Origin of the sequence: Mucilaginibacter phenanthrenivorans, from assembly GCF_024721155.1 — a bacterium.
GTDB classification, from domain to species: Bacteria; Bacteroidota; Bacteroidia; order Sphingobacteriales; family Sphingobacteriaceae; genus Mucilaginibacter; species Mucilaginibacter phenanthrenivorans.
Genome location: NZ_JAHVAP010000001.1, coordinates 252,791 through 267,098 on the forward strand (window position 1 = coordinate 252,791; position 14,308 = coordinate 267,098).

The 14,308-nt window shown below is 42.2% G+C and carries 10 protein-coding genes; 9 read left to right on the forward strand and 1 reads right to left on the reverse strand.

Features of this window, described 5'->3' with window-relative positions; all coding sequences use genetic code 11:
- Positions 1 to 66: 66 nt before the first annotated feature.
- The 4 genes from KXD93_RS01155 (at position 67) to KXD93_RS01170 (ending at position 3,449) form a co-directional block, all read left to right on the forward strand.
- Positions 67 to 1,038: a cation diffusion facilitator family transporter gene (locus KXD93_RS01155; RefSeq protein WP_258135020.1), complete on the forward strand. Its 972-nt coding sequence runs from the start codon at positions 67 to 69 to the stop codon at positions 1,036 to 1,038.
- A complete protein-coding gene (locus KXD93_RS01160) occupies positions 1,038 to 1,478 on the forward strand; it encodes an NUDIX domain-containing protein (protein WP_258135021.1) in 441 nt (146 codons plus the stop codon). Before KXD93_RS01155 ends, KXD93_RS01160 begins: the two co-directional genes overlap by 1 nt.
- Positions 1,475 to 2,740: an adenosylmethionine--8-amino-7-oxononanoate transaminase gene (gene bioA, locus KXD93_RS01165; protein ID WP_258135022.1), complete on the forward strand. Its 1,266-nt coding sequence runs from the start codon at positions 1,475 to 1,477 to the stop codon at positions 2,738 to 2,740. Before KXD93_RS01160 ends, bioA begins: the two co-directional genes overlap by 4 nt.
- A gap of 88 nt (positions 2,741 to 2,828) precedes the next feature.
- Positions 2,829 to 3,449: a hypothetical protein gene (locus KXD93_RS01170; RefSeq protein ID WP_258135023.1), complete on the forward strand. Its 621-nt coding sequence runs from the start codon at positions 2,829 to 2,831 to the stop codon at positions 3,447 to 3,449.
- 211 nt (positions 3,450 to 3,660) lie between these two features.
- Here the strand turns inward: KXD93_RS01170 and KXD93_RS01175 are convergent, their stop codons facing one another.
- Positions 3,661 to 4,722, reverse strand: a complete 1,062-nt coding sequence (locus tag KXD93_RS01175) for a nucleoid-associated protein (RefSeq protein ID WP_258135024.1) — start codon at positions 4,720 to 4,722, stop codon at positions 3,661 to 3,663.
- A 149-nt stretch (positions 4,723 to 4,871) separates the two neighbouring features.
- On the opposite strand from KXD93_RS01175, the gene mnmE reads away from it, so the two are divergent.
- From mnmE to KXD93_RS01200, 5 genes are all read left to right on the forward strand, one after another.
- Complete coding sequence (gene mnmE / locus KXD93_RS01180; RefSeq protein WP_258135025.1) at positions 4,872 to 6,257, forward strand: tRNA uridine-5-carboxymethylaminomethyl(34) synthesis GTPase MnmE; 1,386 nt, start codon at positions 4,872 to 4,874, stop codon at positions 6,255 to 6,257.
- 341 nt (positions 6,258 to 6,598) lie between these two features.
- Positions 6,599 to 9,565 (forward strand): sensor histidine kinase, encoded by a 2,967-nt coding sequence (locus tag KXD93_RS01185; protein ID WP_258135026.1) that lies wholly within the window; start codon positions 6,599 to 6,601, stop codon positions 9,563 to 9,565.
- A 41-nt stretch (positions 9,566 to 9,606) separates the two neighbouring features.
- Positions 9,607 to 10,248, forward strand: a complete 642-nt coding sequence (locus KXD93_RS01190) for a response regulator (RefSeq protein WP_258135027.1) — start codon at positions 9,607 to 9,609, stop codon at positions 10,246 to 10,248.
- Positions 10,249 to 10,387: 139 nt separating this feature from the next.
- Positions 10,388 to 12,541 (forward strand): collagen-like domain-containing protein, encoded by a 2,154-nt coding sequence (locus KXD93_RS01195; protein WP_258135028.1) that lies wholly within the window; start codon positions 10,388 to 10,390, stop codon positions 12,539 to 12,541.
- Between the two features lie 69 nt (positions 12,542 to 12,610).
- Positions 12,611 to 14,293 (forward strand): hypothetical protein, encoded by a 1,683-nt coding sequence (locus KXD93_RS01200; protein WP_258135029.1) that lies wholly within the window; start codon positions 12,611 to 12,613, stop codon positions 14,291 to 14,293.
- Positions 14,294 to 14,308 lie beyond the last annotated feature (15 nt).

Sequence of the window (14,308 nt, forward strand, 5' to 3'; positions counted from 1 at the left end):
TCAAACGGCAATTAATATTTACATAACGCATAAAAAGCCTATTTTTGCCCGCAAATACCCGTCGTTTTGAAAGAACAGAAAAGGATCATACTAATAGCATTAATAGTTGGAATAGTCCTGATGCTGGCGAAATTCGGCGCCTATTTTTTAACCGCTTCAAATTTTGTACTTACCGATGCTGCCGAAAGCATTGTTAACGTTTTGGCCAGTTCCTTTGCATTTTTTAGCATTTACCTCGCTGCCCAGCCACGGGATGAAAATCACCCTTATGGACATGGTAAAGTTGAATATTTCTCAGTTTTTATAGAGGGATCGCTTATTGCTATTGCCGCAATCATCATCATTGTAAAATCTGTTTACGGTATATTTTACCCGGCTGCAATTCACGATCTGTTAACAGGCGCAATAATTATAGGCATAACAGGTGTTATAAATGGTGGCTTAGGTTACTATATGATAAAAAGGGGCAAGTTGTTGCCATCAATAACTATTGAAGCCGATGGCAGGCACCTGCTGGCTGATATGGTAACCAGTATTGGTCTGGTGGTGGGTTTGCTGCTTATTCATTTTACAAAAATATTATGGCTGGATAGTGCGCTATCAATATTAGTAGCTTTGTATATTTTGTTTAGCGGCTATAAACTTGTACGCCGGTCTGTATCTGGCTTAATGGATGAGGCCGATTTTGATGTGGTAACCGAACTGGTAAAGGTTTTGAATGAAAAGCGGAAGGACTCATGGATAGATATTCACAATTTTCGTGCACAGAAATACGGCAATGAATTGCATATCGATTGCCATTTAACCTTGCCAAACTATTTTGATCTTAACAGGGTTCATGAGGAGGTTAAATCGGTTGACAGGCTTATCAACAGGGAAGTAACAAAAACGGAGCTCTTTATTCATGCAGACCCATGTTTACCTGAGTGTTGTCACTATTGCAATATGCCTAATTGCCCCATCAGGAGCGAGGCAAAAACAGAAGATATAACGTGGACGATGGATAAGATCATCCGAAATAAAAAACACTTTGAATAATGTACCCATTTAACGTGCGTGTGTATGGCATTTTAATAAACGATGCCAATGAAGTACTGATAAGCGATGAGCAGGAATATGGCATGCAGTTTACCAAGTTCCCTGGCGGTGGACTGGAATTTGGAGAGGGGCTCATTGACGGCCTTAAACGTGAGTTTGTAGAGGAATGCAATATCAATGTCGAGGTGGTTAGCCATTTTTACACCACCGATTTCTTCGTAAAATCGGCATTTAATGAATCGCAGATCGTCAGTGTTTATTACGTTGTTAAAAACGTTGATCCTATTAATTTTGCCATAAAAACAGTTCAGTTTGATTTTGACGGGGACGGAGAGGTGTTACAATCATTCCGCCTTGTTAAGCTGGATGAATTGCAGCCGGATGAATTTATTTTTCCGACAGATAAACATGTGGTAAAGCTTTTAATAAATAACATATGAGCCTGGTTGAGAGAGATTTAAAAGCAATATGGCATCCCTATACTCAAATGCAAACCGCGCTGCCGCCTGTACCGATAGTACGCGGTGAAGGCACTTGTTTGTTCGACGAAAACGGGAAGAAATATATTGATGCGGTATCATCCTGGTGGGTAAATATCCACGGACATGCACATCCGCACATCGCTAAAAAGGTAGCCGAACAGCTAACTAAACTGGAACACGTGATCTTCGCCGGTTTTACCCATGAGGGCGCAGTTGAATTAGCGGAACGCTTACTTAAGTTGTTGCCTGCCAGCCAGGAAAAAGTGTTTTATTCTGATAATGGTTCAACGGCCATTGAGGTGGCCATTAAGATGTGCCTGCAATACTGGCACAATAAGGGTAAGGGAAAAACAAAGATCCTTGCGTTTAACAATGCCTATCATGGCGATACCTTCGGTGCGATGGCGGTAAGCGGCCGAAGTGCTTTTACTGCCGCATTTGATTCATTACTGTTTGAGGTTGAGTTTATTGATTTGCCAAATAACGGGAATATCGAAAGTATCAAATCTCAGATCTCAGATCTCAAATCTGAACTGGCGTGTTTTATATTTGAACCATTGGTACAAGGCGCGGGCGGCATGATCATGTATGAGGCTAAATACCTGAACGAGTTGATGGCGCATTGCCGGAAGGAAGGTGTTTTGATGATTGACGATGAGGTTTTTACCGGATTTGGTCGTACAGGGAAATCATTTGCCTGCGATCACGTAATGGTACAGCCGGATATTATGTGCTTTTCAAAAGGCTTAACAGGTGGCACCATGGCGCTGGGTGTTACAACCTGTAGCAAGGAGATTTATGACGCCTTTCTTTCGGATGATAAGCTAAAAACTTTATTTCATGGGCATTCGTTTACCGCTAACCCGGTAGCGTGTGCCGCCGCACTGGCAAGCATGGATTTGTTTACGGAGCCATCGACTAAAGAGAATATTGAAAGGATTGTTAAATCACACAGCGAGTTTTTACTGAAAATTCAACATCACCCTAAAATAAAAACAATTCGCCAAACTGGGACTATATTGGCGATGGAGTGGGAGACGGGCAATAATACCTCGTACTTTAACTCATTGAGGGATACCCTGTACCAGTATTTTTTAGATGCCGGAATAATTTTACGTCCGCTTGGAAATACTATTTACATTTTACCGCCGTATTGTATAACGGACGAAGAATTGAGTTACATCTACAATAAAATTGAGCAGGCGCTCCAAGAAATTTAATTAGGATTACACTGATTGGGTGAAAGATTACACCGATTAATAAATCAGTGTAATCGCCCTCAAATCGGTGGAATCAAAGAACTAAACTATGGAATTAAATAAAATTTTACCTTTAATAGTCAATGATAACGTACTGCATTCCAAATGGTTAAATACGTTGTCATTAATGGAAAATACAGGTGCGCGCAAGATTTCTGCTAGTGAGGATCCGCAGACCGTTACCTACATTATTTTAAAGCATGCTGCCGAGGAACATCGACATGCTTTCTACCTGAAAAAGCAAATAGAAAAAACCAAGGGCGATTGTCCAACTTACGCTCCCGAGTTTTTGTTGGCTCCAACCTACAGCAAATATTACCTTAACCAGCTGGACGTACTGGTAAGCAGGTATTTAAAGCAGGAACTAAATCTTTCTGGTAAGGAGCTGCGCTTCGCCGCCTACCTGCTGGTTACTTATGCTATTGAAGTTAGGGCCGATGAGCTTTATCCGATATACCAGGATGAATTGGACAAATCGAATAGCAAGGTAAATGTTAAGTCGATCATTTTGGAGGAAGAGGGGCATTTGGAGGAAATGATCAACCAGCTTAAAAGCTTTTCGCCCCAATGGGAGCAACATGCGCAAAAAGCCGTTGAACTTGAAGCGGAATTATTTAATAGCTGGGTTTCAGCACTTGCTGCGGAACTTATGCCCTCAATGGCATCCTGAAGTTTATATCTGTACAGCAGTTGAAGTTTATTCCTTAAAAAAACTTTATAATAATTCATTGCCTTACGGTGATCGAAACCGCCAGATACCAATTTTTGATAATTGATTTCGGACAATTGCATTTTAAGTGAAAATCGGAATGATCTAATAATCAGAATGTTTCACTTTGTTCCAGGTGTTCCACTTGTAAAAATGGAACGCTTTGGAACGCTTATGCCTCTTCTTTAAAAAATACCTTATAGTAGTTCATTGCCTTGCCATCGTCAAATCCCTTTTCAATTAAATCTTTATTTCCGTGAATGTAGATGTGGAAATTCTTATCAAGCTTTAATACGCTTTTATAAACCTTGGCCTGCTTCTTTACTGCATTATCCGAAATTTCGAAGGTATCGGCGATTGGCGTATCAAACTCCTGTTCGTATTGGCTTTTAAAGTTTTTGAACGATTCAATCGCCTGGGGATTACCTAACACTTCACCGGTAAACTCGTCCATATCAAACGTATCCTTTTCCTTAAAGTATTTCATGGAGCGGTTTAACAAGTCGATCTTATCGGCCTTGCTCATTTCAAATTCATCGTCCAACTTATTGGTTACGAAATTTTTATAAATGCCGAGCGCATTGCTGGTTTGATTAAAACTATCGTTGCGGATCTTGAGCTGTAAAAAGTCATCCTTCCAGTAAACGGCAGCATCCTGGCCGCCGCTGTTGTTCTTATCTATCACAACAACTTTATAGCCGTTTTCCTTTTCAATATTGAAGATCAACGCGCCTTTATCCAGCTTATTAATATTTATTGCATTTTCCTCGTAATCAACCTGGAAGCCACCTTTATCGGGATATACCTTTAAGTAGGTCTCTTTGTTTTCTGATTTAAAGATGCCTATCGCATCGAGCGGGTTGCCTTCAATCTGTACTTTGTTAAAATAAACCACATAAAGCTCGCCGCCTTTAATATTGGGGTGTGTGGTAACCTTATAAAGAAACTTAGCGATCAACTCAGAAGCTTCATGAAATTTCTCCTTTTGTTCGAAGATCCGGGTAACAAAATGATGGATCTCGTTCAGGTTAAGATCACCGCTGCTATGGGTTAGGTGATAAACTTCGTTTACTTTTTCAAATGGCTTCAAAAAATACTGCATCAGCAGGTTAGGGACGATCTCATCCTTTAACTCCAACGGATTATCAGATAGGGAATACATCTCATTTATTGACGGATTGCCAACATGGTGTACAGAAATAGTATCGAGCGAGGCTTCAAAAAATGTTACCATAATTGATTGCGAAGATAAGTTTTTTAGGGAAGCCCGTGGTTCATAGTTGATAGTTCGTTGCTTAAGTTGTTTATGGCTTAGCGGTAACAAAAGATTGGCCTTAAATGCCGAACTTCGCATTTTGAACAGGAGCCTTAGCAAACGCTCCAATGACTAATAATACAATGACTAACGACCAAACAATAGTAGCGCTCGCCACCCCAAACGGAACCGGTGCAATAGGCATTATCCGTCTTTCGGGCCCTGAGGCTATTACTATAGCAAACGGCGTCTTTAAAGGCAAGGACCTAACTAAGCAAGCCTCGCATACCATCCATTTTGGTGGCATTGCCGACGGCGATATTGTTTTGGATGAGGTTTTAGTTTCATTATTTGTAGCTCCGCGCTCCTATACCCGTGAAAATGTGGTGGAGATTTCATGCCATGGATCGGCATATATCATTGAATCTATTATAAAACTCCTTATTAAAAAGGGAGCCAGATCTGCAAAAGCAGGGGAGTTCACATTGCGTGCGTTTTTAAATGGCCAACTTGATCTGTCGCAGGCTGAGGCAGTGGCAGACCTTATTGCTTCAAATTCAAAAGCATCGCAGCAGGTGGCCTTAAACCAGCTTAGGGGAGGGTTTAGTAACCAATTGCAGGTACTGCGCGATCAGTTGGTGCAATTTGCCTCGCTAATAGAACTGGAACTTGATTTTGCGGAAGAAGATGTAGAATTCGCAAACCGCGATCAACTCAAAAAATTGATCAACGAAATAAATAAGGTTATCGGCAACCTGATCCGCTCGTTTGAATTGGGTAATGCCATTAAGCAGGGTGTTAATACCGTAATTGCGGGCAGGCCAAATGCAGGTAAATCAACCCTGTTAAATGCTTTATTGAACGAGGAACGGGCTATAGTAAGCCATATACCCGGCACCACGCGCGACACTATTGAAGAAGTACTGAATATAAACGGGATAAATTTCAGGTTGATAGATACTGCAGGCATCCGCGAGGCAACGGATGCCATAGAGCAGATAGGCGTACAACGTACTATGGAAAAGATCAGCCAGTCGGCTTTGCTGATCTATTTATTTGATGCTGAACAAATTACCGGTGAAGAACTACAACAAGATATTGAAAGCCTGCAGAAACCAGGCATTAACATGCTGGTAGTTGCCAACAAATCAGATTTACCGGAACAAGCCTCCAAGCTTTCGAACTTACGGACGTCAGGATTTTCAGACTTTCTCTCTATTTCTGCTAAGGAAAAGCTGCACATTGATGAGTTGAAAAATAAAATTTATTCATCGGCTATAAAGGATCAGCTAACCGGCGATGAAACGCTGGTAACAAACATCCGCCATTTGGAAGCACTGCAAAAAACTGAGGAAGCTTTAATTCGTGTGCTAAGCGGCATGGATGAAGTAACCTCTGATTTCCTGGCGATGGATATTAAACAGGCATTACACTATTTAGGTGAGATTACCGGAGCAGTTACTACAGATGATTTGCTGGAAAATATCTTTAGTAAATTTTGTATCGGCAAGTAGTTAACATAAATATCTAATTTTCAGATATTCATGTTAAATTCACAGAAAATCAAAATCCCATTTAATGATTTTAATAGCTACTTCACCCATGCTAAGCTAATACTTAAACAGACACAAAGTAAGCCACCACCAACAACGTGCTGGGCTTTATATTTAGCAAAAGCGTAGCGCTTTTACTTCGTTACCGCTTAGTTAAATAATTACTTGAAAATATTAATATTATTGATTGCGAAAACTTTAATTATTTTAGTGATAAATGTTTATTAAACTTTTAATTTAAACGATTATAGATAAACAGGGCAACCTTTATCTAACTAAGCAATACTATTCCTTTAAGCGCTGTGCATAAATTTTACAGATGTATTTTATTGCTTTTATTGCCAGTGCTGGCAAAGGCCCAGTCTTTTACTCCCAACCCTGACTTACGCTTTGAAAACTTTAATAGTCAAAATCATTTTACAAGCCGCCAAATATTAAGCGTCGCATTAGATAAGCATGGTTATGTTTGGACAAGCGGCTCTGGTATCCAGCGTTTTGACGGCTATAAAACAGTAGAATTCAGTAGTTTTAATAACAGCCGGCGCACTGTAAGAGATAGTTATGCCCATATTATTGCCGATAATGACGGCCGAATTTGGGCCAGTTCAGGAGGGTTGAGCTACTATGACGATAACAGCGACAGCTTTATCTATCTTGAACCGGACGGTAAAATGGCTCCATTTACGTTTGCCCATGCCTTGTCTGTTGAAGGGGATTATTTATGGTTTGTTTGTGATTACGGGCTGACAAAAATCAATGTCCGTACTCTTAAAATAACATATACATCTTTGGTTAATGTTATCGATCCCCTTTGTTCCTATATGGTTGATAAAAATACATTGCTGGTATCAAGCCGGCAAAAAGTATATTTATATAATACAGGTAAGGATACTTATAGTGAAATGGTACTCACTTATAATAATTCGCTGGTAAAAATATACGGAGCCATCAGAACAGGCAGCGAAGTGCTGCTGGGTACAACCCGCGGTTTGTTCAAATTGAAAAATCTGAAAGATATCAGCCTTGTAAGTCCCGCAACTAAAGATATTGAGATAGATGATTTGCTTTTTTTGCCGGATGACAAAGGCAAACGGCACCTCTATATGGCAACCGACGGAAAGGGACTTATGGTTTATAATACGGCAGAGAAAAGAATAGAGGCGACTTATCTACACGATGAAAATAATCCTTACTCGCTTCCCACTAACATAATTATTGGCATGTGTACCGACAGCACCGGAAGATTATGGATGGCTACACAAACAGGCATCAGCATGCTTAGCAAATATAACCAGCAATGGAAAATACGATATATTGATAGAAAAGATGCAGAAGAAAACAGTGTGACTAAAATAGCGCGGGATAACAATGATAGCTCAAAGGTTTGGCTGGCATGTTATAACCGTGGAATGATGCGTATTGACTGGGCCACCAAAACAATTGAAAAAGTCTATTGCACCAGCCCGGAAATGGGCCAGATTAATGACTTTGCCCATATATCGAAGCATAGGTGGCTGCTGGTTACATCGAAAAAAATAATGGAGTGGTCGCCCGAAAAGGGCATTATTGCTATGCAGGCATTGCCGCTTCCTGATTCACTGTCTCTGGGATGTTATATCCGGAAAATTATTTTGGCTGATAGCAGGGCTTGTTATATAACTACCAACAAGGGATTATTCAGGTATGATTTAACGAAAAAAAAAATCACCATTGAAATAGCCGCCGACAAAGACGAAGGTAGGCTACATGTGCATACGACGGACCTTGTTAATGGATTTTATGATAACGGTGAACTTTGGATTGGCTCCCGTAACGGATTAATCAATTTCAATATATCGGCAAAAACGGTTGAGCGATATAACGGAAAGCCGTATAAAGATTATTTTACATTTGATATAACTAAAGCCGGTAACAACAAGATTTTATGTTCAGTGCTTAGTGGTTTGGCAATTTTTAACCGGCAAAGCAACAGCTTTAAAATAATCAATAAGCTGGCAGACTTAATCAAACCAACCTGCATAGCAGCGGGCTCAAGCGGCGGGGATATTTTGTTAGGCACTGAAGTCGGCCTAATGAAATTTGATTTTAAGAAGCTTACAGCGGTGCAGGTTGAAACGGATAATGAGCTAATGAGGGTGGTGCCAAAATCTTCGTTTAGCGCCATTGGAAATGATATGGCCGTTGGTTTTATGGGCGGTTATGCCTATTACCAGCCTGGCGCCGAAAACTGGCTCAAAGTTTCCAGGCCTATAATCGAAGGACTGTCGGTAAACAACAGGCCGGTTTTAAATAGCTATTCAAATAAAAAACTACGTTTTAGTTATATAGATAACTCGGTTAATATACTTTTTACTGCTTTCCTATACAGCAGCCCCGACGATATCAGGTTTAGGTATCAGCTGAAGGGAGCCGATAAAGGCTGGCAATACCCGGATAACCAGCGGAGCGCTAATTACGCACAACTGCCTTCGGGCAGTTACACTTTTTACGTTCAAAGCGGCGATAAAAATGATAACTGGAACCCAGCGCTTGCATCGCTGGATTTTGTGATTGCCCCGCCATTTTGGGCTACCTGGTGGTTCCGCATATTGATTGTGCTGATACTTGCCTCAATTTTATACCAGCTATATCAATATAAAATAAATCATATTAAAGCAATTGAACGCATTCGCCAAAATATAGCGTCTGACTTTCACGACGACCTGGGCAGCACGCTTAGCAGTATTTCTATTTTTAGCGAGGTTGCCGTTCAAAAAACTGATACTGACCTGCCGGGAGTAAAAACTATGATTGGCGACATTGGTGCGCGCGCACGGGCCATGATACATTCCATGAATGATATGGTTTGGACTATAAAGCCCGAGAACGACAACCTCTATAAGCTAATGCAGCGTATGGAAGAGTTTAGTTACCCGGTTGCCGAGGCAAAAGAGATACAGCTTGCTTTTTTTATGGATGAAAACCTATATAATATTAAAACCGATATGGTTAAACGTAAAAACTTATTTTTAATATTTAAAGAGGCTTTTAATAATGCCATAAAATACAGCGGTGCCGGCAACATACAGGTTAAATTTAAACTAACCCATAACAAAACACTGCTAATGCAGATAACCGATAATGGTTGTGGGTTTAATTATGAACGCAGGCGACCGGGGAATGGACTGGCAAACATGCATAAAAGGGCCGTCGAGATTAAAGGTAAACTGACAGTTTTAACAACACCCGGAAAGGGTACGGATATAAATATTATTTGTAAAATCGCATAAGTATGTGAGGGGCATTGATATATATATCAGTTACATTAGAGATGAATATGCCAATTAAGGTTTTGATAGTTGAGGATAATGCAAACCTGCGCCAGGCGCTCAAAAGCCTGATAGCCTTGTCTGACGATTTTATTTGCGTAGGTGATGACGACCACTGCAAATCCGAAATTGTTTTTGATGATAATAACGTACCTGACGTGATACTGATGGATATTGATTTGCCGGGTGAAAACGGCATATCATATACCCGCCGCATAAAAGAAAAATTTCCTTTCATAAATATTTTAATGCTGACAGTTATTGAGCAGGAAGACAAAATAATGGAGGCTATTTACGCAGGTGCAACCGGCTATTTGATAAAAAGCGCTATCCCCGAAAATATACTCGAAAACATAAGGATACTTTATAAAGGCGGCTCGCCGCTTACACCATCCATTGCCCGCATCATATTCCAAAACGTACAAAACCAGCAGCCAAATAAAAAGGAAAAAGTGCACTTAAACACCCGCGAAACCGAGGTGCTTGCCGGTTTGGTAAAAGGATTAACTTATAAAATGATAGCTGCAAAACATTTTATTTCTGTTGATACCGTACGCTCGTACATTCGTTGTGTCTATGAAAAACTGGAAGTGCATTCCCGCTCCGAAGCTATTGTTAAAGCGCTTAATGATAAATTGATTTAATTGCGGTATTCATATAAAGAATAATATTATTAAAAACTATTTTTATTAATTTTCACATATTTATGCGTTGTGAAGGCGCAAGTTAAACTGCAGTTTTGCTACTGAACCACCTGTGTCATAGTTATAAAACTGCGGTCTTATGAAAATCAAACATTTACTTATCTATCTTTTATTAATATTTATTGTAGTAGCATCATGCGGTAAAGAAGGGCTTCAGGGCCCGGAGGGCGCCGCCGGCCCAGCTGGTGCTACAGGTGCAAAAGGTGATACCGGGTTACCCGGTCCTACCGGCCCCGCCGGTACCGATGGCTCAATAATTTATAGCGGTAACGGCGTGCCGTCAAATACCGTTGGCAAAACCGGTGATTATTACCTTGATAAATCTTCCGGGAATTTATACGGTCCAAAAACAGCGACTGGATGGGCTGCTCCCTTGCCACTAGTAGGGGGGATGGGCCCTGCGGGAGCGACGGGTGCTACAGGGGCAACAGGTGCCTCCGGCGCTGCGGGAACACCGGGCAGCAAAATATACAGTGGTACGGGCGCGCCATCGCAAACACTTGGCGTAGTTGGCGACTACTACCTTGATAAAACCAATCTTCTTCTTTACGGCCCTAAGAATACTTCCTGGGGTGCCGGGCTATTATTAATGGGTGCGCAGGGCGTCCAGGGTCCGGTTGGCCCTCCGGGTGCTGATGGCAGCGTTATATACAGCGGCACAGGCGCGCCAGTGACCAGGCTCGGACAAAACGGCGATTACTATTTCGATAAAGCATCGGGCGGGTTGTACGGCCCCAAAACCATTGCAGGCTGGGGCGCGGCTACCTCATTAAAAGGACCTGCAGGTTCAAATGGGAGTAACGGCAGTAATGGCTCAAACGGAACCAATGGAACTAACGGGAACACGGTATTAAGCGGCAATGGTGCGCCATCAAATACCGTTGGGGTAAACGGCGATTTTTATTTAGATATAAGCACTTACCTGTTTTACGGCCCTAAAGCCGCAAACGCATGGAGTACCCGAGTTTTATTAAAAGGCGCGCAGGGGCCGCAAGGCCCGGTTGGCCCCGCGGGCGCCGATGGCAGCATTATTTACAGCGGTAACGGGGCGCCGGGCGTTGCACTTGGCAACAACGGCGATTATTATTTTGATAAAACCGCAGGCGCCCTGTACGGGCCAAAGACCAATGCAGGCTGGGGAGCGTCCACCGTATTGATGGGGGCCAACGGCACCAATGGAACAAATGGCGCCAACGGCACAAATGGTAACACGGTTTTAAGCGGCAGCGGCGCACCATCAAATACGGTCGGCCAAAACGGCGATTACTACCTGGATATAACTACCTATAGATTATACGGCCCAAAATCAGGCAACGCATGGTCAACCAGTGTTTTACTGATGGGCGCCCAAGGTGCCCAGGGCCCGGTTGGCCCTGCGGGCGCCGATGGCAGTATTATTTATAGCGGTAATGGTGTGCCGAACGTATCAGTAGGAACAACGGGTGATTATTATTTTGATAAAACCAATAGAGCACTTTACGGGCCAAAGGGACGGACGTGGGGTAGCCCAACCTCATTGGTTGGTGCAACAGGGGCAACGGGTAACACCGGCGCTGCGGGTGCAAATGGAAACACAATACTCAACGGCACCGGGGCTCCGGCAAACTCGCTTGGTAACAACGGTGATTTTTATCTTGACGTAAATACCTACTTGCTTTATGGCCCTAAAACTGCGGGTGCCTGGGGTGCTGGTGTCTCGTTAAAGGCAGCATCATCCGGCGGTGCACACATCACAGCCTTTGAAACTTTAGCTGGCTCCGTGTTAAATTGGGCGGTTCCGCCCGGGTCTATTACATCAGGACCGCCAACGTCATTTGTTTTAAGCTACCAAAAGCCAGGCGGGCCTCCTATTGCGGCCAATTCATTCAAGCTTCCTGATTCGGTTGCAACAAGTATCGATAGCGGTATTGTTTTGGTTTATCTCCACATTGCAACCACGGGTGCTAACAGCAACTGGATACAGCTATCATATTCTAATGCGCTGGCCGCTAATAATTTGCAGTACTATACCTTTAAAACTATCAAAGCATCCGATGGGCTGTTTATAGAAGTGAGGTGCGATATTTCAAACACCAGCACAGGGTCATCAATCATGCTTAATATAGATAAAGTGAGAGTGGTAGTTGTGCCAAGCACACAGACCGGTGCCCTGGGTACCACACGCAGGCAGCCTCTAAGCCACACCATGCAGCAACTGCACTTAAACGATAAAAGTTTTAAATCGATAAAATAACGCTTTGTGTGCCGGTAACACGCCGGCATACATTTTTTATTTGCCCCACCGTTCACCTTGCCAAAACAAATGAAACAATTAGCTTATAGTACCCTGTTTTGTATACAGTTAATGCTATTAAACTTTGCGGTTAAAGCACAGGACGTTTCACAGCTTGGCGCCCAAAAGCCTTTTGTTATAAACGGCACTTTCGGAATAGGACTGGGCACCTATTCGGCAAGCGGTATCGACCCGCGCGAACACAGTTTTTCCTATTTATTCAGCGGCGCACCAGTAATATCAATTTATGGAGTGAGCTTTCCGTTCAGCATTGTTGTGAGCGACCAGCAGCGCGGTTTCAGGCAGCCCTTTAACCAATACGGGATAAGCCCGACTTATAAATGGGTGACTTTACATCTGGGCTGGCAAAGTATCCAATGGTCGGAGTTTACTATGGCCGGTTATAATTTGCTGGGTGCGGGCGTTGAACTTAATCCTGGCAAACTGCGTCTTGGTTTTGTCTACGGCAGGTTCAACAAAGCTATTGAAGAAACCTCCGTACAGCCGCTATCATTCCAGACCCCTGCATACCTGCGCACGGGTTATAGTGCCAGGGTAGGGTATGGTACCGACCGTAACCACCTGGATTTTACATTTTTAAATATAAAGGACGATGCCAACTCGTTAAAAAATATAGCAGCAATTCCTGCAGATCTTCGGCCAGCTGAGAACGTTGCCCTGGGCATCGATTCAAGATGGTCATTTCTTAGCCATTTTGTTTGGAGTTTTGAGGTGGCCGGAAGCATTTACACGCGCGATAAATTAAGCGACACCTTAGACCTGCACCTGGAAAAGCTGAACTTCCTTAAAAAAATGATCACCATTAACGCATCTACCCAGTTACTTACAGCGGCGAAAACTAGTATCGACTATCAGAACAAAAATTACAATGTTGGACTCCAATACCGTCGTATAGATCCTGACTACAAATCAATGGGGGCCTATTATTTTGAAACAGATGTAGCGAATTATACGGTGCAGGGCGGATGGCGGCTGTTGAAAAATCAAGTGCAGTTAACAGGTAGCCTGGGTTTTCAGCAAGATAATATCCGTCATGATAAAGCCTACACGTCACATCGAGACATTAGTTCGTTGGGTGTATCATACAATAGTATAAAATATGGTATCGACTTAAGATATTCTAATTATGGTGTTACCCAGGACAGAGGGCTTAATCCTGTAATTGACACATTTAGAGTAGCCCGGACAAATTATAACGTAAACGCAATGCTGAGATATAGTATACCAGATACGCTAATTTCCCACAATTTTATATTAATTGGCAATATACAGTCCCTCGTAGACTTGAATCATTTTACCTCCGGTCAAAACGAAACAAACAGTAAAACGGCTAACCTTGCCTACCAGCTTGCTTTTAATAAATCAGCCTTCAGCATCAATACAAATTTTAGTTATACAATAGCAGATATTGTGAAAATACATACTATAATTTACGGACCCTCATTTGGGATAGGTAAACAACTTGATAATGGCAAACTAGGTTTAAATGCTTCGTTCACCTACCAGTTGCAGCGAAACAATAGCATTGATGCGGGAAATGTCATTAACGGTGCGGTAAACGGCTCGTACCGTTTTAGTAAGCGAGATGGGGTAAACCTTAGCTTGTCATATTTAAAAAGTAACTCAAAAGACGTAACGCTGCCGTCGTTCAACGAATTCCGGTCGTCACTAAACCTAACACACACCTTTTAAAGCTATGTTATTTAA